The sequence below is a fragment of the Rathayibacter sp. YIM 133350 genome, from assembly GCF_037404875.1.
Taxonomy (GTDB): Bacteria; Actinomycetota; Actinomycetes; order Actinomycetales; family Microbacteriaceae; genus Orlajensenia.
In genome coordinates this window covers 1-24,960 of sequence record NZ_JBBELO010000012.1, presented here as the reverse complement: position 1 = coordinate 24,960, position 24,960 = coordinate 1, and the positions used below count along the sequence as shown (strand labels likewise).

The following is a 24,960-nucleotide window of genomic DNA, read 5'->3' as shown; positions in this document are numbered from 1 at the left end:
CATCCCGTCATAAAAGTGCAGTGACTGCAATGCGATACTGAGACGTCGTCGCCGTCGCCGATATGCCCGCCGCACCGGCGGCATCCGACGCCATTTCCAAAAGGAACTCCGTGCATTCTCTCGCTGCACTCAGCATGAAGAACCGGGCGCTCATCGCGCTCGTGACCATCGTCGTCGCGATCTTCGGTGGAATCGCCCTCAGCGGACTGAAGCAGGAGCTGGCTCCGTCGATCCAGTTCCCGCAGCTCTCGATCGTCACGAGCTATCCCGGCGCGTCGCCCGACATCGTGAACACCGACCTGTCGACGCCGATCGAGACGTCGATCCAGGGCATCACGGGGCTGGAGTCGACCTCGACGACGAGCTCGACCGGCCTGTCGGTCGTGCGCGCGAGCTTCACCTACGGCACCGACCTCGCCTTCGCCGAGCAGAAGCTGCTCTCGAGCGTCAACCGCATCAAGTCGCAGCTGCCCGACGACACCGACCCGCAGGTGGTCGCGCTCAGCCTCGACGACATCCCGGTCATCCAGGTCGCGGTGACGGGTGTCGACGACGTCTCCACGCTCTCGGACGAGATCAAGCGCACCACCATCGGCGAGATCAAGGACGTCGACGGAGTGCGCGACGCCACCCTCGTCGGCGACGTCGGCCAGCGCGTGACCATCACGCCGGATGCCGCCAAGCTCGCCGCTCGCGGCCTGTCGGCATCCTCCATCCGCGACGCGCTGCAGCAGAACGGCGTGCTCATTCCCGCCGGCACCATCACGCAGGACGACCGCAACTACTCCGTGCAGCTCGGCACCAAGCTCACCAGCGTCGAAGACCTGAGCGCGCTTCCGCTCATTCCTTCGGCGCCGATCGGTGGCGGAGCCAGCGCAGGAGCGGGCGCCAGCGGATCGGCCGGAGCCGGTGCGGGCGACTCCACCGGCGCGCAGCAGCCCGGCGCCGGGGGCACCGATGCCGGCACCGGTGCCGGCGATACCGGCGCAGAAGCCGCCGTTCCGCTCGAGGTCACACCCGTCGCTCCCGCCACGATCGGCGATGTCGCCACGGTGGCCCTCGCCGACAATCCGACCACGAGCATCTCGCGCGTCAACGGAGAGCCGGCGCTCACGATCGCGGTCACCAAGCTTCCCGCGGCCAACACAGTCGAGGTCAGCACGGGCGTGCGCGACCGCCTGCCCGACCTGGAATCCTCGCTGGACTCCACGAACCCGGGCGCGAAGTTCACCGTCGTCTTCGACCAGGCGCCCTACATCCAGCAGTCCATCGAGTCGCTCGCGACCGAGGGCCTGCTCGGGCTGGGCTTCGCCGTGGTGATCATCCTGATCTTCCTGCTGTCGGTGCGCGCCACCCTCGTGACGGCCATCTCGATTCCGACGTCGGTGCTCATCACCTTCATCGGCCTGCAGGTCTCGGGCTACACGCTGAACGTGCTCACGCTCGGCGCCCTGACGATCGCCATCGGGCGCGTGGTGGATGACTCCATCGTCGTCATCGAGAACATCAAGCGCCATCTCGTCCCGGGCGTCGACAAGGCGGCGACCATCGTCCACGCCGTGCGCGAGGTGGCCGGCGCCATCACCGCATCCACCATCACCACGGTCGCCGTGTTCGCGCCGATCGCGCTCGTCAGCGGCGTCACGGGAGAGCTGTTCCGGCCGTTCGCCATGACGGTCACGATCGCACTGCTCGCCTCGCTGCTCGTGGCGCTGACCATCGTGCCCGTTCTGGCGTACTGGTTCCTGCGTGCGCCCAAGAACGCGGATGCAGCCGCGGCGGCGTTCGTCGACGAGGTGGAGACCGGTGCGACTCCCGCGATCGATGCCGCCGGAGCGAGCGCCCATCACGGTGCGCACGTCGTGGCGGTCGACGCGCCGGAGCAGCCCGAGACGGTCACCGTGCTGGCGGATTCGGCGCAGGAGGTCGTCGTCGCCGACGGGAACGGCGCATCCACAGCGAACTCGGGCACGAGCACCGCGACGGTGGCGCCGGCGGTCGCTGGCGGCGCGACCGGTGCCGCGGCGGACGAGCTCGCGCATCCCACGCGGCTGCAGCGCAGCTACCTGCCCATCCTCACGTGGACCCTCAAACACTCGGTGGTCACCATCGTGATCGCCGTGCTCGTGCTCGGCGGCACCCTCGCGCTCACGCCGTTCATGAAGACGAACTTCCTCGGGTCGAGCGGCCAGAACACCTTCCAGGTCTCGCAGACCCTCCCGGTGGGAACGAGCCTGTCGGCACTGGACACCGCGAGCACCGACGTCGAGAAGACCATCCGCGGCACCGACGGCGTCGAGACCGTGCAGACCTCGATCGGATCGGGCGGCAGCTCGATCGCCTCCGCGTTCGGCGGAGGAGGCGGAAACCGCATCAGCTACTCGATCACCACCGCGGATGATGCCGACCCCGATGCGGTGCAGGCGGACGTGCGTACCGAGCTCGAGAAGCTCGACGATGTCGGCGACATCACCGTGGCCGCCTCGAGCGGTTTCGGCGGATCGAGCAACATCACCGTCGACATCACCGCCTCCAACCAGGACGACCTGCAGAAGGCGACGGATGCGGTGGTCGCCCAGGCGAAGAAGCTCGACGACGTCAGCGACGTGGCGAGCAATCTCGAGGCCTCGCGTCCGCTCGTGGGCATCACCGTCGACCGCACGAAGGCCGCGGAAGCCGGCTTCAGCGAGGTCGCGTTGAGCTCGTACGTGTCGGGCGTGATGCAGCCGCAGTCGGCGGGATCGATCGTGATCGATGAGAAGACGCTCACGATCTACATCGCCTCGGCCAATCCGCCCACGACCATCGACGCCGTCTCGGCGATCGAGATCCCGACCGCGACCGGCCCGGTTCGCCTCGACTCGCTCGCCACCGTCGAGCAGACCGAGGGTCCGGCATCCGTCACCACCGTGAAGGGACTGCGCAGCGCGACGGTCACGGTCACGCCCGGCAGCGACAACACCGGCGCGGCCAGCGCCGAGGTGCAGCAGGCGGTCGACAAGGCCGAGATTCCGGCGGGAACCACCGCGTCGCTCGGCGGCGTGGCATCCGACCAGTCGGAGGCGTTCTCGCAGCTCGGCCTCGCGCTGCTGGCCGCCATCCTCATCGTCTACATCGTGATGGTGGCGACGTTCCGGTCACTGCTGCAGCCGTTGCTGCTGCTCATCTCGGTGCCGTTCGCGGCGACCGGCGCCATTCTGCTGCAGGTGATCACGGGCATTCCGCTCGGCGTCGCCTCGCTCGTGGGCGTGCTGATGCTCATCGGCATCGTGGTCACGAACGCGATCGTGCTCGTCGACCTCGTGAACCAGTACCGGCGCAGGGGTATGGCTGTGCGTGAGGCCGTGGTGCACGGTTCCTCCCGTCGTCTGCGCCCCATCCTCATGACCGCACTGGCGACCATCTTCGCCCTGCTGCCGATGGCGATCGGGCTCACCGGCCACGGCGGGTTCATCTCGCAGCCGCTCGCGATCGTCGTGATCGGCGGACTGGTGTCGTCGACGCTGCTCACGCTCGTCGTGCTGCCGACGCTCTACAACCTCGTCGAGGGCTTCCGCGAGCGTCGGCCGGAGCGCCTGGACCGACGGGCAGCGCGCAAGCAGGCCCGGCGTGAACGCAAGGCGCAGCCTCGCACCGGCACGGGCGGCGGCACGACGACGGATGCGGTGCCCGCCGAGTAGGCCAACGAGGGCGGGGCATCCCCTCGCCATGACGCGCCGTCCGGATGACCCGGGCGGCGCGTCGTGTGTTGCTACGCGTGGCCGTCGCGCGGCTGTCAGCGGCCGAGCACGGCCTCGGGTCGCAGATCGAGGCGGCGCAGCAGCTGGGCGTTCGCCGCGACGATCACGGTCGAGAGGCTCATGAGAATCGCGCCGACCGACATGGGCAGCACGAAGCCGATGGGTGCGAGCACGCCGGCCGCCAGCGGAACGGAGAGCAGGTTGTAACCGGCCGCCCACCACAGGTTCTGCTGCATCTTGCGGTAGCCGGCCTTCGACAGCTCGATGACCGAGACGACCGAGCGCGGGTCGGAGCCGACCAGGATGACGCCGGCAGAGGCGATGGCGACATCCGTTCCCGCTCCGATGGCGATACCCACGTCGGCCTGCGCCAGGGCGGGGGCGTCGTTGACGCCGTCGCCCACCATAGCGACGCGTCGGCCTTCCGCCTGCAGTGCTCGCACGGCGGCCGCCTTGTCGGCGGGGTGCACTCCGGCGAAGACGCGCTCGATGCCCACCGCCCCGGCCACGGACCGCGCGACCGATTCCGCGTCACCGGTGAGCATGGCGACGTCGATGCCGCCCGCCTGGAGGGCGGCGACCGCATCCCGCGACTCCGGGCGCACCTCGTCGGCGAGGGCCAGTGCTCCCGCGATGCGCCCGTCGACGAGCACGTGCAGCACGGTCGCTCCGCGCTGAGCCCAAGCAGCGGCATCCGCTTCGAAGGAGTTCGGGACGTTTGCAGGACCGGAACCGTCACTCAGGCCCTGCAGAGCGGCCGGAGTCCTGCCAACCGACGCGGCGGCACGCGCGCGCTCGAGAAGCGCGGGGCCGCCGACCTCCACTGTGCGGCCGCCGACGCGGGCGCGCACGCCGAGGGCAGCGGTCGCCTCGAAGTCCGATGCGGGAGGTACGGCGAGACCGTGCCGGCGGGCGTACTCGACGATCGCGCGGCCGAGGGGATGCTCGCTGTCGGCCTCCGCGGCCGCGGCCAGGGCGAGCACCTCGGTGACCTCGAAGCCGGTGGCGGCAACCGCATCCGTCACCGCAGGCTCGCCCTTCGTCAGTGTGCCGGTCTTGTCGAAGAGCACGGCATCGACGGTGCGCATCGTCTCGAGCGCCAGCCGATCGGTGATGAGGATGCCGGCGCGTGCGGCCCTCTCGGTCGCGATGCTCACGACGAGCGGAATGGCCAGTCCGAGCGCGTGCGGGCACGCGATAACGAGCACCGTGATGGTGCGCACGACGGCATCGTCGGGGTTGCCGGCGAGGGTCCACGCGATGGCGGTGAGAACGGCGGCGCCGAGGGCGAACCAGAACAGCCAGCCGGCGGCGGTGTCGGCGATGCGCTGGGCCCGTGAAGAGGACGCCTGCGCCTGCGCGACGAGGCGACGGATGCCGGCCAGCGCGGTGTCGTCGCCCACGGCGCTCACCCGCACTCGGATGGCACTGTCGGTCGCCACGGTTCCGGCGACGACGGAGTCGCCGACTGAGCGTGCGACCGCGCGCGACTCCCCGGTGATCATCGACTCGTCGACGTCTGCGGTTCCCTCCGTCACGATGCCATCGGCGGGAACGCGGCCTCCGGGGCGCACGATGACGAGATCGCCCACGCGCAGGTCGGAGGGGGCGACGAGTTCGGGGCCGTCGGCTGACAGTCGTTCGGCCTGGTCGGGCAGGAGCGCGGCGAGCGCGTCAAGCGCCGATGAGGCCTGAGCGATGGAGCGCATCTCGATCCAGTGGCCGAGCAGCATGATGACGATGAGCAGCGCCAGTTCCCACCAGAAGTCGAGGTGGTGATCGAGCAGGCCGAGGCTCGACCCGAGCGAGGCGACGTAGGCGACGGTGATGGCGAGCCCGATGAGCAGCATCATGCCGGGTCGGCGCGCGGCGATCTCGCTGCGGGCGCCGGAGAGGAACGGCCAGCCGCCCCAGAAGAACATCACCGTGCCGAGGATGGGCGAGATCCACGGGATGATGCCGCTCTCGCCGAGCGAGTAGCCGAGCAGGTCGGCGAACATCGGGCTGAAGGTGATGACGGGCACCGCGACGACGAGCATGATCCAGAACAGCCGCCGGAACTGGCCGACGTGATCGCCGTGCCCGGCGTGCCCGCCGTGTCCGGCGTGACCGGAGTGCGGGTCGTGCCCGGCGTGGCCGGAGTGTGGGTCGTGCCCGGCGTGTGCGTCGTGACCATGCTCAGGGAGACCGTGAGCGTGTCCCGAGTGTTCGCTCCCCGGCGCATCATGGGGCTCATGTGGGCGCACGATCTCAGCGGGCAGGTCATGAGGGTCGTGATCCATCGTTTTCCGGTCCTTCACTCGCTCGAGAATACCCCTCAGGGGTATCGGTGTCGAACTGTGCCGCCCGCGCCGTTATTCCATCGGTGGACGGAGGTTGCACGTACGCAGGACCAGCGTCACGGCGAGCCGGTATATGGGTCGACTGTCCCCTCATCCTGCGTTTGGGCCGGTGACGGGTGGGCGTGTGTGGATGCAGGACCAGCGTCGCGGCGAGCCGGTATATGGGTCGACTGTCCCCTCATCCTGCATTTGGCCTGAGGGCGAGCTGTGGGCAGTGTGTAAATGCAGGACCAGCGTCACGGCGAGCCGCTACAGGGGTTGCCGGGCCGCTCACCCTGCGTTTGGGGCGGCTCAGCGGCGCAGCGCGTCGGCGACCACCACGGCCGCCGCCGCCGACCAGGCCTGGGGGCGGCAGGCGGCGGGATACGGGGCCGGTGCAGCGACGTCGGTCGCCGCGTCGCCGCTGTGGAGTTCTGGCATCCGGTAGTCGAAGGCGACGGCCGCCTCGAGCAGGCCGTCGGCGAGTGCGGCCGCTTCGGAGGGGAACCCCTCGAGCGCGAGCCCGCGGATGGCGATGGCCGTGTCGTGGGCCCATACGGTTCCGCCGTGGTAGCTGAGCGGCCAGTAGCCGGCGGCATCCGTCGAGAGGGTGCGCAATCCGAAGCCCGAGGCGAGCTGTGGTAAGACCAGGCGCTCGGCGACGAGGGTCGCCTCATCGGGCGAGAGGATGCCGGTGCCCAGCAGGTGGCCGATGTTGCTCGTGAGCGAGTCGACCGGGCGCTTGGCTGCGTCGAGGGCGATCGCGGGATAGGCGCCGTCGGGCGACGCGATCCAGAACGCCGAGTGGAACGCCTCCCGGAGGGAGGAGGCCCACTGCCGCCAGGCCCCGCCGTCGTCGCCGAAGTGATCGAGCAGGTCGGCGCCGTGCATCGCCGCTTCGTAGGCGTATCCCTGCACCTCGCAGAGTGCGATCGGGCCCGTGGCGAGCGTTCCGTCGTTCCACTGAACGGAGTCGCCGCTGTCCTTCCACCCCTGATTCGACAGCCCCCGGCCGCTCTCGTCCACGTACTCGAGCAGTCCGTCGCCATCGCTGTCGCCGAAGTCCCGCATCCACTCGAGCGCGGCGCGCAGGTTGGGCAACAGTTCGAGCACGACCTCATCGGCCAGACCCGCCCGCCAGGCGTCGTGGAGCAGGCACACCCAGAGGGCCGTCGCATCGACGGTGCCGAAGTACAGCGGAGGCAGCTCGATGCCCTCCCCGGGAATGCTGAGCGACGCCCGGCGCAGCTCGTGCATGATCTTGCCCGGTTGCTCCGCCGTCGCCGCGTCGGAGCGGGTACCCTGCATCCCGGCGAGCACGCGCAACGTTCCCTCGGCGATCGCCGTGCCGAGCGGCAGCAGAAAGCGTGCCGACCAGAGGGAGTCCCGCCCGAACAACGTGAAGAACCAGGGAGCTCCGGCGGCGATGAACTCCGCGTTCGGCCGCCCCGGAATGGTCAGCCTCAGCGCGTCGAGGTCGCTCACGGCGCGATGCAGCCAGCGCTGCAGGCGGTCGTCGAGGCCGGTCGTCTCCGGCGCACGCCAGGGCGGGGCGCCCTCGGGTGCCTGAACGACCGAGAGGGAATCCGTCGCGCTCACGCCCCATCGAACGGATGCCGTCCCCCGAGCAGGTACGTCGACCCGCCACTCGATTTCGATCTCCGCACCTCGAAGGGCGACGGCTCCTACCGGCGCAGCCAGCGTCGCCGCGATGCCGCCATCCGACCAGTGCACGCCGCCCTCGAGAGGACGGACCGCGTCGCCCGGGATGGAACCCGACCGTCCCGACTTGATGAGGTCCATCGGCGTCGCATCCGCCCTCAGTACGACGCTGACCGTCGTTTCGATGGGCTGACTCCGGCGCGAGGAGAGCGCCAGTTCGTAATCGACGCCGGTCGAGGTCGCGTTCGCGGCGAGGGTGATGCGAACGTCGGGATCGGCGCCGCCGGCATCGAGGCCGCGCGCCAGGAATGTGAACACCGACCGACTGGCCGCGGGCGAGGTGGTGCCGATGTGTTCGAGCTCGGAGCCGCCGAGCCGCAGCTGCAGGCGGTCGAGAACACGGACGTCGCTCACGTAGACGCCGTCGACTCCGTCGTACATTCCGCCATCGGAATGCGACCAGCACTGAGTCGGCGCGCGGAACGTGACCAGTCGGTCGTGGAGCAGGGGCTGCAGCGTTGGCTCATGCGGCATGATCTTCGGCCCCTTCCGATTCCCAGCGGCGCGGGCATTGACACGCCCCCGTTCAGGGGTAACATAACACCACGGATTTGATCGATCAAATGGGAAGACCCCAGTCACGGTTGGATCGTTCAACCCCAACGCCGTACTGGCCGACACCGCAGTCGAAGGAGGACGCATGGCGCAGCTGCCCACCGTGGCCGACGTCGCGCGGCTCGCCGGCGTCTCACGCCAGACGGTCTCGAACGTGCTGAACTCCCCCGAGATCGTGCTCGCCGAGACGCGCGAGCGGGTGCACGACGCCATCGGCCGCCTCGGCTATCGTCCACACGCCTCTGCGCGACGCCTGCGTACCCGCACGAGTTCCACGATCGGCATCCGTCTTGATCCCGAGACGAACGGCATCTCGGGTGCCGTGCTGGATCGCTACCTGCACAGTCTCACCGAGCAGGCCGCCGAGCGCGGACTGCGGATGATGCTCTTCACCGCCCCCGACCACCGCGGCGAGATCGAGCAGTTCCGAACCCTCAGGGACGGCGCCGACGTCGACGCGGTCATCCTGACGGCCACCTCGTTCCGCGATGAGCGGATCGACTGGCTGATCGAGAACGACCTGCCCTTCGTCACCTTCGGCAGGCCATGGGGCTCCGACTTCGACGACCCCGACATGGCCTGGGTCGACGTCGACGGCTTCGCCGGTACCGCGGAGGCGACGCGCCACCTGCTCGGTCGGGGCCTGAAGCGCATCGGCTACCTCGGCTGGCCAGACGACTGGGGCATCGGCAAGGAGCGTCGCGACGGCTGGGAGCGGATGATGCTCGAGCGCGCGGGCGTCAGCGCCGACGAGGTGGCCGCTCTCAACTGGCGAACCGACGAGCGGGTGCCGAGCGCGCGCCAGCTCGTCGAGCGGCTGCTCGCCGAAAAGACCGACGTCGAGGCCTTCGTGTGCGTGAGCGACTCTCTGGCGCTCGGCGCCATGATGGCGGTGCGCGAGGCCGGCCTGCCGCACTTCCCTGTCGTCGGATTCGACAACAGCGCCGTCGCGAAGGCGGTCGGACTCTCCAGCGTCGACCAGCGCCTCGACCTCGTCGCCGAGGCGACCCTGCGCATCCTGCTCGGTGACGGGCGGCGGGTTCTCGCCGCCGCGGAGAGGGATGCCGCCAACCGGCACCAGCTCATCACCCCACGTCTTGTCGTTCGCCGGTCGAGTCACCTGGCGCCCGTCGAGGAAGAGGCCGCAGGCACAGCAGCCGGCGATCACGATCGAAAGGAAAGACCATGAAGACCACCAGAATGGCGCTCGCGGGCGTCGCCGTCGTCGCCGTCGCGGCGCTGGCGGGCTGCTCGCCCTCCGGAGGAGGCGACTCCGGCTCGGGAGGCGACAAGCTCACCATGCTCATCGGTTCCAGCGGCGACGCCGAGACGAAGGCCGTCAAGGATGCCGCGGCAGCCTGGGGCAAGAAGAACGACGCCACCGTGAACGTCGTGGCCGCGAGCGACCTGAACCAGCAGTTGAGCCAGGGATTCGCGGGCGATGACGCGCCCGACCTGTTCTACATGGCGTGGGACCAGTTCGCGACCTACGCCTCCAACGGCTACCTCGAGCCCTACGCCGACGACCTGTCGAACAAGGGCGACTTCATCGACACGCTGAAGAAGACCTTCACCTATGACGACACCTTCACGTGCGCTCCGAAGGACTTCTCCACGCTCGGCCTCATCATCAACACCGGTCTCTGGCAAGCCGCCGGGCTGACGGATGCCGATGTGCCGAAGGACTGGGACAGCCTCGAGGCCGCTGCGACCAAGCTGACCGCGAACGGCGTCGCCGGCCTCTCGTTCGGCCTGGAGTACGCCCGCGTCGGCGTCTTCATGAACCAGGCGGGCGGCGAACTCGTCGACGGCGACAAGGTCACCGCCGACTCGAAGGAGAATCTCGCCGGGCTGAACTACGTGAAGAAGCTGCACGACGAGGGCGTGCTGAAGTTCCCGTCGGAGCTCGACGCCGGCTGGTCGGGTGAGGCGCTCGGCGCAGGCAAGGCGGCCATGGTCATCGAGGGTCCGTGGATCAAGGGCATCCAGGGCGACTACCCCGACACGAAGTACGCCGCATACGAGCTGCCCGCCGGTCCCGGTGGCCCGTCGACGTTCTCGTTCACGAACTGCTGGGGCATCCCGAAGGGGTCCGACACGGCCGACAAGGCTGAGTCGCTCGTGGAGTACCTGACGAGCGACGACCAGCAGATGGCCTTCGCCGATGCCTTCGGCGTCATCCCGTCGACGACGGCGGCCGCGAAGACCTACGCCGACAAGTACCCCGAGAACGCGTCGTTCGTGGCTTCGGCCGACTACGCGGTCTCGCCGGTCAACTTCAACGGCGCCGCGGCGGTCATCACCGACTTCAACTCGCAACTGGAGGGCCTGGCCACGGGCGCCGACCCGGAGGCGATGCTGAAGTCCTTCCAGACCGAGCTGCAGTCGGCGCTCGACGAGGCGAACGACAAGTAGTCGAACGGATGCCGGCGCGGGCTTCTCGCGCCGGCATCCCTCGAGGAAGGAAGCGCGATGGCGCGCAGCATCCGCGGTCCAGAGGCCCGGTACGGCTGGTTGTTCGTGACGCCGGCCATCATCATCATCGGCGTCTTCCTCGTGCTGCCGATCCTGCTGGCCCTGTTCGTGAGCTTCGGCGACTGGAACGGCCTGGGCTCCCCGCTCGGCAACTCCGACTTCGTCGGCGGCGAGAACTACGCGAAGGTGCTCGTGGATTCCGGTCTCGCGCAACGCGACTTCGGCACGGCAATCCGCAACAACCTCTACTACGTGCTGCTCGTCGTTCCGCTGCAGACGGCGCTCGCGCTGCTTCTCGCCGTTCAGGTGAACCGCCGCATGCTGCGCGGCAAGGGCTTCTTCCGCACCTCGTTCTACTTCCCGTCGGTCACGAGCTCCATCGCGATCACGACGATCTTCCTGTTCCTGTTCACCGCATCCGGTGCCGTCAACTCGGTGCTCGCCTGGTTCGGCGTCAACGGACCCAACTGGTTCTCGGATCCGAGAGGGGTACTGCACCTCTTCCTCGGACTCTTGGGGATCTCCGGATCGCCGCAGGCGCTCGCCGGAACCGGACCGCTCGGCGTCACCTGGTGGGACTGGCTGAGCGGGCCATCCGTGGCCATGTGCGTGCTGATCATCATGGCGATCTTCACAACGTCGGGAACGTTCATGCTGCTCTTCCTGGCCGCGCTGCAGAACATCGGCACCGAGATCGAGGAGGCCGCCACCGTGGACGGAGCCGGCGGCATCCGTACCTTCTTCTCCATCACGCTCCCCCTGCTCAAGCCGACGCTGTTCACCGTGCTCACGCTCGGTCTCATCGGCTCCTGGCAGGTGTTCGACCAGATCTACCTCACCGGCGGCGGCGCACCGGGCAAGACCCTGCTGACGCCGGCCTACCTCGCCTACCAGACCTCGTTCGAAGACCTGAAGTGGGGCCGCGGGGCCGCGATCTCGTTCATCCTGTTCGGCATCATCGTGTTCTTCACGCTGCTGCAGCGCTGGGTCTTGCGGGATCGGGACGTGCTGCCGCGGCGGCGCAGGCGCGGGGGAGCCGCCGGGGCGCCACCCGGCGATGCCGGCCCCACGAAGAGCCCCGCCGAGGCGCAGCTCGCTGCAGCCGGACGGGCGGTGACACGATGACGGCCACCGCATCCCAGCCGGTCACCACGTCGCAGGGCGCGCCGCCGCCCGAACGGGTCGTGCGCCAGCGCAAGCGGCACCTGTCGCCGCGGCTGCTCTCGGGCATCGCGCTCAGCTACCTGCTGCTCGTGCTGCTCGCGCTGGTCTACATCTACCCGTTCCTCATCTCGGTGGCCGGCAGCTTCAAGACGGATGCCGACGCCACGCAGAACCCGCTGTCGCTGCTGCCGCAGACCTGGTCGTTCGCGGCGTACGGCCGCCTGTTCACCGACGTTCCGCTTCCGCTGTGGGCTTTCAACTCCGCATTCGTCACGATCTGCGTCACCGCCGGACGGGTGTTCTTCGACTCGCTCGCGGGCTACGCACTGTCGCGCCTGCGCTTCCGCGGTCGTTCGGCGGTCTTCGCCCTGCTCATCGCGATCATGGCGGTGCCGAACGTCGTACTGCTCATCCCGCGCTTCCTCGTGCTCAAGCAGCTCGGCCTCTACGACAGCTACGCCGGCATGATCATCCCGATCCTCATCGACGCCGCGGGCATCTTCATCATGAAGCAGTTCTTCGACTCGATTCCCGCGAGCGTCGAGGAAGCCGCTCGCATCGACGGAGCCGGCATCTTCCGCACCTTCTGGACGATCGTGCTGCCGATGGCGCGGCCCGCCCTCATCACGCTGTTCATCCTCAGCTTCCAGGGATCGTGGAACGAGTTCGCGCACTTCATCATCTCGAGGCAGAGCGAATCACTGAACACGCTCACCACGGGCGTCGCCACCCTGACCTCGGGCCAGCTGGGCAAGGGCAACCAGTACCCCTTGCAGCTCGGGGCAGCAGTGCTCATGTCGATCCCGGTGGCCGTGCTGTTCTTCGTCTTCCAGCGCCGCATCATGTCCACCTCCGAAGGGGCGGAGAAGGGGTAGGCCTCGCCCCAGCCGACGTCCGGATGCAGGACGAGCGGCACGGCGAGCCTGGAGGGGGCCCGCCGGTCGCTGCATCCTGCATTTCGACACCGGGCCGGATGCAGGACCAGCGGCACGGCGAGCCTGGAGGCGGCCCGCCGGTCGCCGCATCCTGCATTTCGTCACCGGCCGCCTCTCGCGAGGCGGGCGCCCGGCCGGTAGCGTCGCATCCGTGAGCGAGAGTGCCCTGCCCCACGACCCCCTCTGGCCCCGCGCGGGCGGGTGGCCGGCTGCTTCCGAGTGGGTCGGCCGGTCGGCTGCGGATGCCTGGGCCGACGTGGGCATCCTCGGCGTTCCCACCCACGCGACCTCGCTCTCGCCGACCAGTGCGGATGTCACTCCCGCGGCCGTGCGGGCGGCGCTTCGCCGGTACAGCCCCACGCTCGCGATGGACCGGTCGGTGCGGCATCCGATCGACCCCGATGAACTCGACCTCGACCGGCGCTCCCAGCTCGACTTCGGCGACGTGCACGAGCCCGACGGTGCCGATGGCGCCGCTCGCGTCATCGCCGCCGTGGCGGATGCCCTGGAGCACGTTCGGCTGCTCGTCGCGCTCGGTGGGGACAACGCCCTCACCTTCCCGGTTGCGCTCGGAGCGTGGGGCGCTCAGCTGCCCACCGCCGGGCTCATCACCCTCGACGCGCACCACGACCTGCGCGACGGCGAGTCGAACGGGTCACCGGTGCGCCAGTTGCTCGACGCGGGTTTCGATGGGCGCCGCATCGTGCAGGTGGGCATCGCCGACTTCGCCAACTCGCGGGCCTACGAGCGCCGCGCGCTGGATGCCGGCATCACGATCATCCACCGTGACGAGCTGCATCGGCGGCCTCTCCACGACGTGATGGCCGAGGCGCTGCACATCGCCGGTGCCGGCGGCGGCCCGATCCACGTCGACCTCGATCTCGACGTCTGCGACCGTTCGGTGGTTCCCGCATGCCCTGCCTCGGTACCCGGCGGCATCGCGGCGTGGGAGCTGAGAGCGGCGGCGCGGCTGGCGGCATCCGACCCGCGGGTGCGTTCGATGGACATCGCGGAGGTCGACGCGGGAGCCGATGCTCCCGACGGCAGGACGGTGCGACTGGCGGCACTCTGCGTGCTCGAGGCGACGGCCGGCTTCGCGCTGCGCTGAGCTGGGCCTGCGATCGCAGCATCCGTGTGCCGTATCGCGCGTCGAGGGGTTTCGGGCTGGGGTGCTGCGGCGTATCGTCGCCCCCGTACGTCTGCCGCGAGGAAGGGCCATCGATGACCGCGTTCACCCAGGTGCAGGGAGCCCCCTGCTGGATCGACCTGTCCAGTTCCGACGTCGACCGCTCCGTCGACTTCTATCGGGAGCTCTTGGGCTGGGAGGCCACGATCAGCGGCGAGGAGTTCGGCGGCTACGTCATGTTCACGCACGACGGTGAATCGGTCGCGGGTCTCGGCGCCAAGATGGAGGGCAACGAGGGCCCCGACACCTGGGCGACCTACCTCTACTCGGCGGATGCCCGGGCGACCGCCGCGCGCATCGGCGAGGCCGGCGGCGCCAACATGTTCGAGCCCATGGAGGTGCCCGGCATGGGAACGATGGGCTACGCGGTCGATCCCACCGGGGCCGTCATCGGCATCTGGCAGCCCGACCAGCACAACGGCTTCGAGGTGCACGGAACCGTCGGCACCGCCGTCTGGCACGAGCTGCATACCCGCAACTACCCCGCTGCGGTCGACTTCTACGCGAGCGCGTTCGGCTGGAAGACCCAACGCCTCGGCAACGACGAGTCGTTCCGCTATTCCGTGCTCGCGGCGGGCGAGCAGGAGCTCGCGGGCATCTTCGACGCATCGTTCTCGCTCGCCGAGGGTGTTCCCTCGAACTGGCAGGTCTACTTCGGCGTGCCGGACACCGACCGGGAGGTCGGTCGTGCGCTCGAACTCGGCGGCACCATCGTGGAGGCGCCCGTCGATTCGCGCTACGGCCGCATGGCCGCACTCACCGACGCCACGGGCGCCTACTTCAAGATCATCTCGGTCGCCGTCTGAGCGCGCCTGCTCGCGCCGCGCCGTCGTCGAACGGCACGCCCGCCAGCCAGACCCGGTCGACGAGCGGCACTCCCGGCCGATAGGCGAGGTGCACGTGGCTCGGCGCGCCGAGCAGCACGAGATCGGCGCGGCATCCCGGCGCGATCCGGCCGACATCGGAGCGCTGCAGCGCACGGGCGCCGCCGGCCGTCGCCGCCCACAACGCTTCGCCGGGTGTCATCCCCATCTCGCGCACGGCCACGGCGATGCAGAAGGGCAACGAGCTGGTGAAGCTCGAACCGGGGTTGCAGTCGCTCGCGAGCGCCACGGTGACGCCTGCGTCGAGCAGCCGGCGCGCATCCGGGTAGGGCTGCCGGGTCGAGAACTCGACGCCGGGCAGCAGCGTGGCGACCGTGCTCGAGCCGGCCAGTGCCGCAACGTCGGCTTCGTCGAGGTAGGTGCAGTGGTCGACGGATGCCGCGCCGAGTTCCACGGCCATCCGCACGGCCGCACTGGGGCCGAGCTGCGCGGCGTGCAGTCGCGGACGCAGCCCTGCGACCATGCCGGCCTGGAGCACCCGCCGCGACTGCTCCAGCGTGAAGGCGCCGCGCTCGCAGAAGGCGTCGATCCAGCGGGCGTGGTCAGCGCAGGCGGCGAGCATGGGGCCGACGACCTCGTCGACGTAGCGCTCCGGCTGGTCGCGGTACTCATCGGGCACGACATGGGCTCCGAGAAAGGTGACCTCGGGCGTCACCTCGCGTGCGAGTCGCACGAGGCGCTCCTCGTCGGCGACCGTCAGGCCGTAGCCGCTCTTGATCTCGAACGTCGTGGTTCCCTGCGCATGCATCTCGTCCACGAAGCCGCGCAGCCGCTGCCGGAGCTCGTCGTCAGTGGCTGCGCGGGTCGCTGCGACCGTTGATCGGATGCCGCCGGCCTCGTATGTCCGTCCTTGCATACGTGCGGCGAACTCGTCGGCGCGGTCGCCGCCGAAGACGAGGTGGCTGTGGCTGTCGACGAAGCCGGGAATCACGCACGCGCCGCCGGCGTTCACCCGCGCCGGCTCACCTGCGCTCGCCGCAGCTCCCGAGCCTGTCCAGGCATTCGCCTCGCTCAGCATCCGTGGAACATCGGAACCGGCGCCGACCCAGACGATCGCGCCCTCCTGCATGAGCACCGCCGCGTCACGCACGATGCCGAGGGGCCCTGGCTCCGCGCCGGGCGTCGCCGGCTCGTTGGTGACGAGTTCGCCGATGCCGGTGAGAAGGGTGGTGCCCGGGCCGCCCACGCCTACTCCCACATCGGCACGCGCAGGCCGCGTTCGCGGGCGACCTCGGCGGCACGCTCGTAACCCGCGTCGACGTGTCGCATCACGCCGGTGCCGGGGTCGTTCACGAGCACGCGCGCGATCTTCTCGGCTGCCAGGGCGGTGCCATCGGCCACAACCACCTGCCCGGCGTGAATCGAGCGCCCGATGCCCACGCCGCCGCCGTGGTGGATCGAGACCCACGTCGCCCCGCTGGCCGTGTTGAGCAGCGCGTTCAGCAGCGGCCAGTCGGCGATCGCATCCGAACCGTCCTGCATCGCCTCGGTCTCGCGGTAGGGCGAGGCGACGGAGCCGGAGTCGAGGTGGTCGCGCCCGATGACGATCGGCGCCTTCAGCTCGCCGGACGCCACCATCTCGTTGAATCGCAGGCCGGCCAGGTGTCGTTGCTTGTAGCCGAGCCAGCAGATGCGGGCCGGCAATCCCTCGAACCGCACCTTCTCGGCCGCCTGCAGAAGCCACCGCCGCAGGTGGGCGTCGTCGGGGAAGAGGTCGAGCATCGCGCGGTCGGTCGCTGCGATGTCGGCCGGGTCGCCCGAGAGCGCCACCCAACGGAACGGACCCATCCCCTCGGCGAACAGGGGGCGGATGTAGGCGGGAACGAACCCGGGGAACGCGAACGCCCGGTCATAGCCCCCGAGCTCGGCCTCCCGACGGATGGAATTGCCGTAGTCGAACACCTCGGCACCGGCGTCGTGGAAGCCCACCATCGCGGCCACCTGCTTGGCCATCGAGGCGCGGGCGCGCTCGGTGAAGGCCTCCGGATCGGCTGCAGCCAGTTCGTGCCACTCGGCGACGCTCACGCCCTCGGGAAGGTAGGAGAGCGGGTCGTGGGCGCTGGTCTGGTCGGTCACGATGTCGACGGCGACTGCGCGCTCGAGCAGGTCGGCGAACACCGTCGCCGCGTTGCCCACGAGTCCGACGGACAGCGGGCGCCGCGCGGCCTTCGCGGCGAGCACGCGCGCAAGGGCTGCTTCAACGTCATCGGTGTACTCGTCGAGGTAGCCGTGCTCCACGCGGCGGGCGAGGCGGGTCTCATCGACGTCGACGACGAGTACGGCGCCCTCGTTCATCGTGACGGCGAGCGTTTGCGCCCCACCCATGCCACCGCATCCGCCGGTGAGGGTCAGCGTGCCCGCGAGGGTCGCCTCCCTCGCGGCGCCGGATGCCGGCGGTTGCCGCTTGGCCGCGAGCGAACGCGCGACGGCGGCGAAGGTCTCGTACGTGCCCTGCAGGATGCCCTGCGTACCGATGTAGATCCACGAGCCGGCCGTCATCTGGCCGTACATCGTGAGCCCCAGCGCTTCGAGGCGGCGGAACTCGGGCCAGTTCGCCCAGTCGGGCACGAGGTTCGAGTTGGCGATGAGTACCCGCGGCGCCCACTCGTGCGTGCGGAAGACGCCCACCGGCTTGCCGGACTGCACGAGCAGCGTCTCATCGGACTCCAGCTCGCGCAGCGTGTGCTCGATCGCCGCGAACGCCTCCCAGCTGCGGGCCGCCCGACCGGTTCCGCCATAGACCACGAGCTCGTCGGGGCGCTCGGCGACCTCGGGATCGAGGTTGTTCATCAGCATGCGCAGGGCAGCCTCGGTCTGCCAGCTCTTGGCCGAGATCTCCGTGCCGCGATCGGCCCGCACGGTACGTGGTGTGGTCATGGCTCGATCCCACCGCATCGGCACCCGGGCGACAATCGTGCTCGGCCGCCCGCTGTCTGGGATGCCGGACAGTCGGGCGGCGCTACTGGCCCAGTTCCACGCCGCGGGCGGCGAAGAAGGGCATCGGGTCGGTGCGCACGCCGTTCAGGCGCACCTCGACGTGCAGATGGCAGCCGGTGGAGGCGCCCGTGCTGCCGACCAGGCCGATGGGTTCCCCGGCCTCGACGTGTTCGCCGACCTTCACCGCCGTTCCGTCGGTGGCGAGGTGGGCATAGGCCGTCTCGACCCCCTGGCCGTGATCGATGAGAATCCAGTTGCCGAGCGATCCGAACCAGCCGGCGTCGACCACGGTTCCCGAGGTCGCTGCGACGATCCACGTGGAGCAAGCTGCGGCGATGTCGACGCCGTAGTGGAAGGGACCGGCTCCCGCGGGCTGCGAGGGCCGCGGACCGTAGCCGTCGGTGATGTGGCCCTTCACCGGGCCGATCCAGCCGACGTCGCTGAGCTGGCCGGCATCCGGAGCGCTCGGAATCGGGGTGGCCGGGCTCACGGCGAGCAGTTCCACCTGCACGGAGGCCAGCTCGGCGGTGGCGCTCGACATCTTCTCGGTGGCGGATGCGACCGCGCGTTCGGTGTCGTCCACCGGTATCGACGACGCCGCAGTGGTCGCGTTCTCGGCCTTCTCGTGCAGCGTCTGGGCTTGCACCGCCTCGCGCTTGGCCCGGTCGGCCAGTCCGTCGGGGTCAGCGGAGATGCGCTCGAGCTGGCTCAGGGCGCTGAACCCGCGCAGCAGGTCGCTGTTGCGGCTGTCGAAGAGAACGTCGAGGCCGCTCGGGGCGGCGCGGCCGCCCGTCGTGCGGGCGAACTGCATGAGCGCCCGTGCCGAGGCCGCTGCCCGCTTGTCGGCGGCGTCCGCGAGATCGTGCAACTGCGAGGCGATCGCCCTGGCGGCCGCGAAGCTCGCCTCAGCAGCGCGGTGCGCCTTGTTCGCGGCGGCGACCTCCGCCTGTGCGGTGGCCACTTCGGCCTTGGCCTCGACCAACGCCTTCGCCCTCTGCTGCGCGAGCACGGCATCCGCTTGCGAGGTCACGGGAACGGTCGTGCGGCGTACCGGTACTCCCATGGGCGCCTCGCCCGAGGTGGGCTGCGCCGTCGGAGCGGGCGTCGGTTCCGGTGTGGGGGTGGGCGTGGGCGTGGGTTCCGGCGTCGGAGTCGGAGTGGGCGTCGGTTCCGGGGTGGGAGTGGGCTCGGGGGTGGGCGTCGGGGTCGGGGTCGGCGTCGGCTCGGGTGTGGGGGTAGGTGTCGGGGTCGACTCGTCGGTCGGCGAATCCGTGCTCGGCGGCGCGCTGGGCGTCGGGGTCGGTTGCTCGGGAGCGGGAGCGGGAGTCGACGTCGTGCACGGCGACTCGCTCTCGCACGGATCGGCGAACGCCAACGAGGGCACCCCGAGGATGCTGATGGTCGTCGCGAGCGAGAGGGCGGCAAGGCCGGCAACGCGGCGGGAGGCAACCCGTCGCGCCCCCGCTTCTCGTTCCGCCGGTGTCTTCATCGCCTCGCCTGATCCATTCGCTCGAGTCGAAATGGACGCCCCTGTTCGGGGGCAGTTGCCCTCAGTTTCGCACTGCGGCGGTGGCATCACAATGGGCAGGAGCGGCCCGATGGGGCACAGTCGCTCCGGGCTCTCCCCGAGCCGGCCGATTCAGCGCAGAACACCCACGACGGATGCGGCCGCCCGGTTCACCGAACCGGCGTTCACGGACTCTGCGGCAGCCTCGATCTCAGGGGCCAGAAAGCGGTCGGGGCCGGGCCCCGTAACCGTTGCACGCAGTGCCTCGCGCACCGCGCGGGTCGCGACGGAGGGCTCCAGCGGCGCCCGCAGATCGAGCGCGCGTGAGGCCGTCATCACCTCGATCGCGAGCACGCGTGAGAGGCCATCGATGGCACGGCGCAGCTTGCGGGCCGCGGCCCAGCCCATCGAGACGTGGTCCTCCTGCATGGCCGACGACGGGATCGAGTCCACGGAGGCCGGCGTCGCGAGCCGCTTGAGCTCGCTGACGATGCCGGCAGCCGTGTACTGGGCGATCATGAGGCCGGAGTCCACGCCGACCTCGTGCGCCAGGAAGGGCGGTAGCCCGTTGCTGCGGGCGGGGTCGAGCGCGCGGTCGATGCGGCGCTCCGACATGCTCGCGACATCCGCCACGGCGATGGCCAGGAAGTCGAGCACGTATCCCAGCGGGGCACCGTGGAAATTGCCGTTGGACTCGACCCGCCCATCCGGAGTGAGCACCGGATTGTCGATGGCGCTGCCGAGCTCGACCTCGGCGACAGCGCGCGCGTGCGCGACGGTGTCGCGCGCGGCGCCGTGCACCTGGGGGGCGCAGCGCAGCGAGTACGCATCCTGAACGCGGGTGCACTCGGGGCCCTTGTGGCTGGCGACGATGCCCGAGCCCTGCAGCAGGGCGAGCAGGTTGGCCGCCGACTCGGCCTGGCCGGCGTGCGGCCGCAGCCGGTGCAGCTCGGGCGCGAAGACGGCCTCGGTGCCGAGCAGTGCTTCCACGCTCATCGCGGCGGCGATGTCGGCCGTCTGGAGCAGGCCGTCGAGGTCGTGCAGTGCCAGCGTGAGCATGGCCAGCATGCCGTCGGTGCCGTTGATGAGGGCGAGCCCCTCCTTCTCGGCGAGCTGCAGCGGTCGGATGCCCGCAGCGGCCAGGGCGCTCGCCGCATCCGTGAGCCGGCCCTCGGCATCCCGCACCTCGCCCTCGCCCATGGCCACGAGGGCGCAGTGCGCGAGGGGAGCCAGGTCGCCCGAGCAGCCGAGCGATCCGTACTCGCGCACCACGGGCGTGATGCCGGCGTTGAGCAGGGCGGCGTAGGTCTGCGCCGTCTCGGCCCGCACGCCCGTGCGGGCGGTCATGAGGGTCGAGAGCCGCAGCAGCATCAGTCCGCGAACGACCTCGCGCTCGACCTCGGCGCCCGAGCCGGCGGCGTGGGAGCGTACGAGGCTGCGCTGCAGTTGCGCCCGCCGGTCGGCGGCGATGTAGGTGGTCGCGAGTGCCCCGAACCCCGTCGAGATGCCGTAGTGGGGAGCAGGGTCGTCGGCGAGGGCGTCGACGATGCGACGGCTCGCGGCCACGGCCTCGAGGGCGGCCGGGTCGAGGATGACGGGGGCGTCATGGCGGGCCACGGCGACGACATCCGCGATGCTGACCGGGCCGGTGCCCACGGTGACGGAGTCCGCGGAGGCTGCGGTGCTGCCGTGATTCGCCGCGGTGCTGCCGTGGGTCGCTGGGGCGCTGGGGATGGTGCTGCTCATTCCCCCATCACAGTCCCTCGCGGCGCACCGCGGTGGGCCGTCGCGTCGCCCGGTGTCTGGCATCCCGGACGCACGGCCGAATTCGCAGGATGAGCGGCACGGCGAGCCGCTCCTGGCCTCGCCGTGCCGCTGGTCCTGCATACGTAAGCGCCTGACGGGCCCGCTTGCCTAGACTGACGCTGGCAATTCCACGGAGGCGAGGGTGCATGGCCGAGGCGAAGTCGCCCATCCCGGCGGCGGATGCGACGCTGCGCATCCTCTCGCACCTCGCCGCCCAGCGCGGCCCAGTGCCGGCCTCGACCATCGCGTCGAGCCTCGGCCTGCCCCGCTCGAGCGTGTACCAGTTGCTCGCGGTGCTGCAGCGGCGCGGCTTCGTCGTTCACCTTCCCGAGGCGCGCCGCTACGGGCTCGGCATCGCGGCCTTCGAGCTGAGTTCCGGCTACTCGCGCCAGCAGCCGCTCTCGCTGCTCGGCCGGCCGCTCGTGGCGGCGCTCGTCGACTCCACCGGCGAGAGCGCGCACCTCGCAGTGCTGCACGGCCGGGACGTGCTCTACATCGTCGAGGAGCGAGCGCGGCGCCGGCCCTCCCTCGTGACGGATGTGGGGGTGCGGCTGCCCGCGCACCTCACGGCATCGGGTCGGGCGCTGCTCTCTGCGCTGCCTCCCGCGCAGGTGCGGGCCCTGTATCCGAACGCCGAGGCGTTCGTCAGCGGCACCGGTGAGGGTGGCCCGCACCGACTGGGCGAGCTGCGCCCCATCCTCGACCGCGCCCGCGTCGACGGATTTGCGACCGAAGACGGCGAGGTCACGCCCGGCATCGCCTCCGTCGCCGTCGTTGTGCGCGACCACACCGGCTGGCCGGCCGCCGCCATCGCGACGACGTTCCCCCGCGACGGGATCGCGCCGGATGCCTGGCCCGCGCTCGCCGCCCAGGTGGCCCGCACGGCGGCAGAGCTCTCGCGGCGCATCCGGGGAAGCTGACGGTGCTGGGGACGGCGGGCGGCATCCCGAAGCGACCGCCCACAACGCCCCTCTGTCAAGGGCTGCGCACGTGTCGGCGTTCACTCCTACGATCGACGATGTGACCAGCGATATTCCCGGCTCCGGCCGTCCCTCACCCCAGAAGCAGGTCGTCGTTCTCGACGACGGCGCACTCAGCACTGACGCCCTCAAGCGGCTCTCGGCCTATGCCTCCGAGCTCGAACTCATCGGCAGCTCGCCCGACAGCCCGACGCGGGCAGCACTGGACGAGCTCGGCATCCCTCATCGCGACGTCGAGGCCGAGGCCACGGTCGGCGGTGCCATCGAGTACGCCTCGGCCAACGGCATCGACACGGTCGTCACCGGGCGCCCGGAAAAGCCGCAGGAGTGGATGCGGTCGGCTCTGACCGGAGTGGCGGCGGTGGCGACCGCCGGCGGCGAGGCACCCGCCATCCACGTGCTCTCGTCGAGCAACGTCGCGTCGGGCCCCGTGGTCGTGGCCTCGACGACCGGCGAGATCGCTGGTCCCGAGGCCCGCATCGCCGTGGAATATGCCGCACGTCTCGGTCACGACGTCGAGATCGTCACCCCCACCAAGGCCGACGACGACGTCGATACCGACGCAGCGGTCGAGCGGGCGGCGACCTACGGAGTGAAGCTCGAACGCCGCGCCGTCGAGGACCCCGCCACCGACATGGTGGTGCGAGCGGCGTCGATCTCGGCCGTCGTTCTCGGCGTGCTCGATCTCGCCGGGCGCGGCAAGCTCGATGCCGGCGAAGACGTCTCCAAGAAGGCGCTCAGCGACGGACAGGCGCGAGAGGTCATCGACGCGATCACGGCGAGCCCGCCGCACGACGTGCTCGTCTTCTTCAACGGCGTACGCCTCGTGGGCGGCGAGGAGACCGGCGGCGACACCGGCTCCCACCTGACCGACGGAGCGCAGCCGGCTCTGTGAGCTGTGCCGGGCGGACGCTCAGCGGGTCGCCGGCGGGCCGACGCTTACCGCGTGGGCGGCTGGCGGATGCTCAGCGCGTCGCCGGCTGACCGTCGGCGACGACGGTGCCCTCCGACGGAGCCTCGGTCGGCACGGTCGGCTCGGTCGGCTCCTGAACCGTGCCGAGCGTCCGGCGGAAGAAGTCGGCGACCTTCGCCCGCATCCCCTCGTCCAGAATGCCGATCGAGTGGAAGGCGCCTGCGCTCACGTCGAGCTCGACGGGGACGTCGGATGCCTGGAGCAGCTTCTGCAGTTCGGTGGACTCTCCGAGTGGGATGAATTCGGTCTGCGAGTGGCCGATGAAGAAGGGCGGGTCGGTCGGGTCGACGAACGATGTCGCCGACGCATTCTTCGCCTGCGGACAACGGGCGAGGTCGGTGCAGCCGAGGTAGGTCTGCACGATCTGGTGAACCAGCGGTGAGGCGCCGGCCGACCGCATGCCCGCATCCGTCAGGTCGACGGGTCCGCTGAGTTCGGCGACCGCCGCCACCCGGGAGCCCTCGTCGAGCGGGCCGGTTCCGCGCGTGCCCAGCAGGGCGGCGAGGTTTCCGCCGGCCGAGCCGCCGAAGGCGCCGATGTGCGCCGGATCGATCCCGTAGTCGGCGGCGTGGTCGCGCACCCATTCTGCGGCGGTCGAGACGTCGTCGATCGCTGCGGGGAAGAGGTTGTGCGGAGCGAGGCGGTAGTTGACGGAGAACGCGACGAAGCCCTCGGACGCGAACCACTCGCACACCCGACGCCAGTCGTCGTTCGCCTTGTCGCCGCGCGCCCAGCTGCCTCCGTGGATCGAGAGGACGCCGACGCGCTCCTGCCCGTTCGCCGGTTCGGCGGCGGGCGAGCACACGTCGAGGTCGAGGCGCGTGCCGTCGTCCCGGGTTCCGTAGGTCACATCGGGTTCGATGCGAACGCCACCGTGCGGCTGCCATGTGCGGATGCCGACGGTCTGCGCCGTCGTGAGCTCGCTGGCCCGATTCGACCCAGGCGGATCGATGTCGTGCAGACCCACGTGGAAGCCGGAGAGCGTCGCTGCCGCGGCGACCGCGAGAGCGGCGATGGCGAGCGCTACACCCGCACGTCGGCGAGTGGGATGGGAAGTCGGGTTCACGGAGGCTCCGGATGGCACAAACGGGAGAATCGCTCCGCGTGCCGAGCCCGGTCGACTGAGCTGAACCGAGGTTAGGTCAGGACGTCACGATTTCCTAATCAGATGGCGGATTTGTGTACGGATTCTCATGGCGAGCGCGTACCGTGAGGTCATGGACTGGACGATGTGGGCGGGTCTCGGCGGCTTCCTCCTGCTCGTGGGGCTGTGGGCGTACTTCAAGAACCACCTGGAACGCCGCTCGCGACGCCTCGAGCACAGCGATCCCGAGGTCGCGGCCGCGCTCCGCGGCGCGCACGCCGACGTCGAGAAGGGCCGGCGTGCAGTGCAGTTGAACTGGCCGACCTGAGAGCGCGGCGCGGTCCGACGCAACGCAAACGCCGGCCCCTGAGCTGATAGCCCGGTCCATCCGCTGAGTGTCCGGTCCCTGAGCTTGTCGAAGGGCCGCGACCACAGTTCGGCTCACGACGCTTCGACAGGCTCAGCGGACGGTCGCGAGTCGGTCCCGCAAGCCCGGTCCCTGAGCTTGTCGAAGGGCCGGGACCACAGTTCGGCGTGCGACGCTTCGACAGGCTCAGCGGACGAGCGCGAGTCGGTGCCGCAAGCCCGCTCCCTGGGGTGAAGGCCCGGTCCCCGAGCTTGTCGAAGGGCCTGGACCACAGTTCGGCTCACGACGCTTCGACAGGCTCAGCGGACGGTCGCGGGCCGGTTC

17 protein-coding genes are annotated in these 24,960 nt (G+C 70.2%); 10 read left to right on the top strand and 7 right to left on the bottom strand.

The genetic code is table 11. From position 1 onward, the window contains the following. The first annotated feature begins 110 nt into the window (after positions 1-110). Positions 111-3,680, top strand: a complete 3,570-nt coding sequence (locus WDJ51_RS02745) for an efflux RND transporter permease subunit (protein ID WP_337850900.1) — start codon at positions 111-113, stop codon at positions 3,678-3,680. A 95-nt stretch (positions 3,681-3,775) separates the two neighbouring features. Here the strand turns inward: WDJ51_RS02745 and WDJ51_RS02740 are convergent, their stop codons facing one another. Together WDJ51_RS02740 and WDJ51_RS02735 are read right to left on the bottom strand one after the other, a co-directional pair. Then, the gene (locus WDJ51_RS02740) at positions 3,776-6,022 is read right to left on the bottom strand and encodes a heavy metal translocating P-type ATPase (protein ID WP_337850899.1); all 2,247 of its coding nucleotides are present in this window, start codon (positions 6,020-6,022) and stop codon (positions 3,776-3,778) included. A gap of 351 nt (positions 6,023-6,373) precedes the next feature. Continuing rightward, a complete protein-coding gene (locus WDJ51_RS02735; protein ID WP_337850898.1) occupies positions 6,374-8,257 on the bottom strand; it encodes a glycogen debranching N-terminal domain-containing protein in 1,884 nt (627 codons plus the stop codon). 166 nt (positions 8,258-8,423) lie between these two features. Here WDJ51_RS02735 and WDJ51_RS02730 point away from each other — a divergent pair, with 166 nt between their 5' ends. The 6 genes from WDJ51_RS02730 to WDJ51_RS02705 all read left to right on the top strand — a co-directional run bounded on the left by WDJ51_RS02730 (position 8,424) and on the right by WDJ51_RS02705 (position 14,904). Next, entirely contained in the window at positions 8,424-9,527 is a 1,104-nt protein-coding gene (locus tag WDJ51_RS02730) for a LacI family DNA-binding transcriptional regulator (RefSeq protein ID WP_337850897.1), read from the top strand. Then, positions 9,524-10,753: a sugar ABC transporter substrate-binding protein gene (locus WDJ51_RS02725; RefSeq protein WP_337850896.1), complete on the top strand. Its 1,230-nt coding sequence runs from the start codon at positions 9,524-9,526 to the stop codon at positions 10,751-10,753. Before WDJ51_RS02730 ends, WDJ51_RS02725 begins: the two co-directional genes overlap by 4 nt. Positions 10,754-10,810: 57 nt before the next feature. Beyond that, positions 10,811-11,938, top strand: a complete 1,128-nt coding sequence (locus WDJ51_RS02720; protein WP_337850895.1) for a carbohydrate ABC transporter permease — start codon at positions 10,811-10,813, stop codon at positions 11,936-11,938. Beyond that, positions 11,935-12,852 carry a carbohydrate ABC transporter permease gene (locus tag WDJ51_RS02715; protein WP_337850894.1) on the top strand — a complete coding sequence of 306 codons (918 nt, stop codon included), beginning with the start codon at positions 11,935-11,937 and terminating at the stop codon, positions 12,850-12,852. The genes WDJ51_RS02720 and WDJ51_RS02715 overlap by 4 nt, the downstream gene beginning before the upstream one ends. Positions 12,853-13,063: 211 nt before the next feature. Beyond that, positions 13,064-14,020, top strand: coding sequence for an arginase family protein (locus WDJ51_RS02710; RefSeq protein WP_337850893.1), 957 nt, complete (start codon positions 13,064-13,066; stop codon positions 14,018-14,020). Positions 14,021-14,133: 113 nt separating this feature from the next. Continuing rightward, entirely contained in the window at positions 14,134-14,904 is a 771-nt protein-coding gene (locus tag WDJ51_RS02705; protein WP_337850892.1) for a VOC family protein, read from the top strand. On the opposite strand, the gene hutI is transcribed toward WDJ51_RS02705, so the two are convergent. The 4 genes from hutI to hutH form a co-directional block, all read right to left on the bottom strand. Continuing rightward, entirely contained in the window at positions 14,885-16,168 is a 1,284-nt protein-coding gene (hutI, locus tag WDJ51_RS02700) for an imidazolonepropionase (protein ID WP_337850891.1), read from the bottom strand. The two genes, WDJ51_RS02705 and hutI, sit on opposite strands and share 20 nt — an antisense overlap. Positions 16,169-16,170: 2 nt before the next feature. Further along, entirely contained in the window at positions 16,171-17,859 is a 1,689-nt protein-coding gene (locus tag WDJ51_RS02695; RefSeq protein WP_337850890.1) for a urocanate hydratase, read from the bottom strand. A gap of 82 nt (positions 17,860-17,941) precedes the next feature. Then, entirely contained in the window at positions 17,942-19,408 is a 1,467-nt protein-coding gene (locus tag WDJ51_RS02690) for a M23 family metallopeptidase (protein WP_337850889.1), read from the bottom strand. Between the two features lie 150 nt (positions 19,409-19,558). Continuing rightward, the gene (gene hutH / locus WDJ51_RS02685) at positions 19,559-21,172 is read right to left on the bottom strand and encodes a histidine ammonia-lyase (RefSeq protein WP_337850888.1); all 1,614 of its coding nucleotides are present in this window, start codon (positions 21,170-21,172) and stop codon (positions 19,559-19,561) included. Positions 21,173-21,378: 206 nt separating this feature from the next. Here hutH and WDJ51_RS02680 point away from each other — a divergent pair, with 206 nt between their 5' ends. Both WDJ51_RS02680 and WDJ51_RS02675 read left to right on the top strand, forming a co-directional pair. Then, complete coding sequence (locus tag WDJ51_RS02680) at positions 21,379-22,152, top strand: IclR family transcriptional regulator (RefSeq protein WP_337850887.1); 774 nt, start codon at positions 21,379-21,381, stop codon at positions 22,150-22,152. Positions 22,153-22,252: 100 nt separating this feature from the next. Beyond that, positions 22,253-23,107 carry a hypothetical protein gene (locus WDJ51_RS02675; RefSeq protein ID WP_337850886.1) on the top strand — a complete coding sequence of 285 codons (855 nt, stop codon included), beginning with the start codon at positions 22,253-22,255 and terminating at the stop codon, positions 23,105-23,107. A 70-nt stretch (positions 23,108-23,177) separates the two neighbouring features. Here the strand turns inward: WDJ51_RS02675 and WDJ51_RS02670 are convergent, their stop codons facing one another. Beyond that, complete coding sequence (locus WDJ51_RS02670) at positions 23,178-24,251, bottom strand: alpha/beta hydrolase (RefSeq protein ID WP_337850885.1); 1,074 nt, start codon at positions 24,249-24,251, stop codon at positions 23,178-23,180. A gap of 127 nt (positions 24,252-24,378) precedes the next feature. Between WDJ51_RS02670 and WDJ51_RS02665 the strand changes: the two genes are divergently transcribed. Then, complete coding sequence (locus WDJ51_RS02665; RefSeq protein ID WP_337850884.1) at positions 24,379-24,597, top strand: hypothetical protein; 219 nt, start codon at positions 24,379-24,381, stop codon at positions 24,595-24,597. Positions 24,598-24,960 lie beyond the last annotated feature (363 nt).

What these genes read in the sequence shown, in the direction of transcription:
- WDJ51_RS02715 (WP_337850894.1), top strand. Translation starts at nt 11,935, where the DNA reads ATGACGGCCACCGCATCCCAGCCGGTCACCACGTCGCAGGGCGCGCCG.
- WDJ51_RS02735 (WP_337850898.1), bottom strand. Translation starts at nt 8,257, where the DNA reads ATGCCGCATGAGCCAACGCTGCAGCCCCTGCTCCACGACCGACTGGTC.
- WDJ51_RS02695 (WP_337850890.1), bottom strand. Translation starts at nt 17,859, where the DNA reads ATGACCACACCACGTACCGTGCGGGCCGATCGCGGCACGGAGATCTCG.
- WDJ51_RS02665 (WP_337850884.1), top strand. Translation starts at nt 24,379, where the DNA reads ATGGCGAGCGCGTACCGTGAGGTCATGGACTGGACGATGTGGGCGGGT.
- WDJ51_RS02725 (WP_337850896.1), top strand. Translation starts at nt 9,524, where the DNA reads ATGAAGACCACCAGAATGGCGCTCGCGGGCGTCGCCGTCGTCGCCGTC.
- WDJ51_RS02730 (WP_337850897.1), top strand. Translation starts at nt 8,424, where the DNA reads ATGGCGCAGCTGCCCACCGTGGCCGACGTCGCGCGGCTCGCCGGCGTC.
- hutH (WP_337850888.1), bottom strand. Translation starts at nt 21,172, where the DNA reads ATGAGCAGCACCATCCCCAGCGCCCCAGCGACCCACGGCAGCACCGCG.
- WDJ51_RS02705 (WP_337850892.1), top strand. Translation starts at nt 14,134, where the DNA reads ATGACCGCGTTCACCCAGGTGCAGGGAGCCCCCTGCTGGATCGACCTG.
- WDJ51_RS02680 (WP_337850887.1), top strand. Translation starts at nt 21,379, where the DNA reads ATGGCCGAGGCGAAGTCGCCCATCCCGGCGGCGGATGCGACGCTGCGC.
- WDJ51_RS02740 (WP_337850899.1), bottom strand. Translation starts at nt 6,022, where the DNA reads ATGGATCACGACCCTCATGACCTGCCCGCTGAGATCGTGCGCCCACAT.
- WDJ51_RS02690 (WP_337850889.1), bottom strand. Translation starts at nt 19,408, where the DNA reads ATGAAGACACCGGCGGAACGAGAAGCGGGGGCGCGACGGGTTGCCTCC.
- WDJ51_RS02720 (WP_337850895.1), top strand. Translation starts at nt 10,811, where the DNA reads ATGGCGCGCAGCATCCGCGGTCCAGAGGCCCGGTACGGCTGGTTGTTC.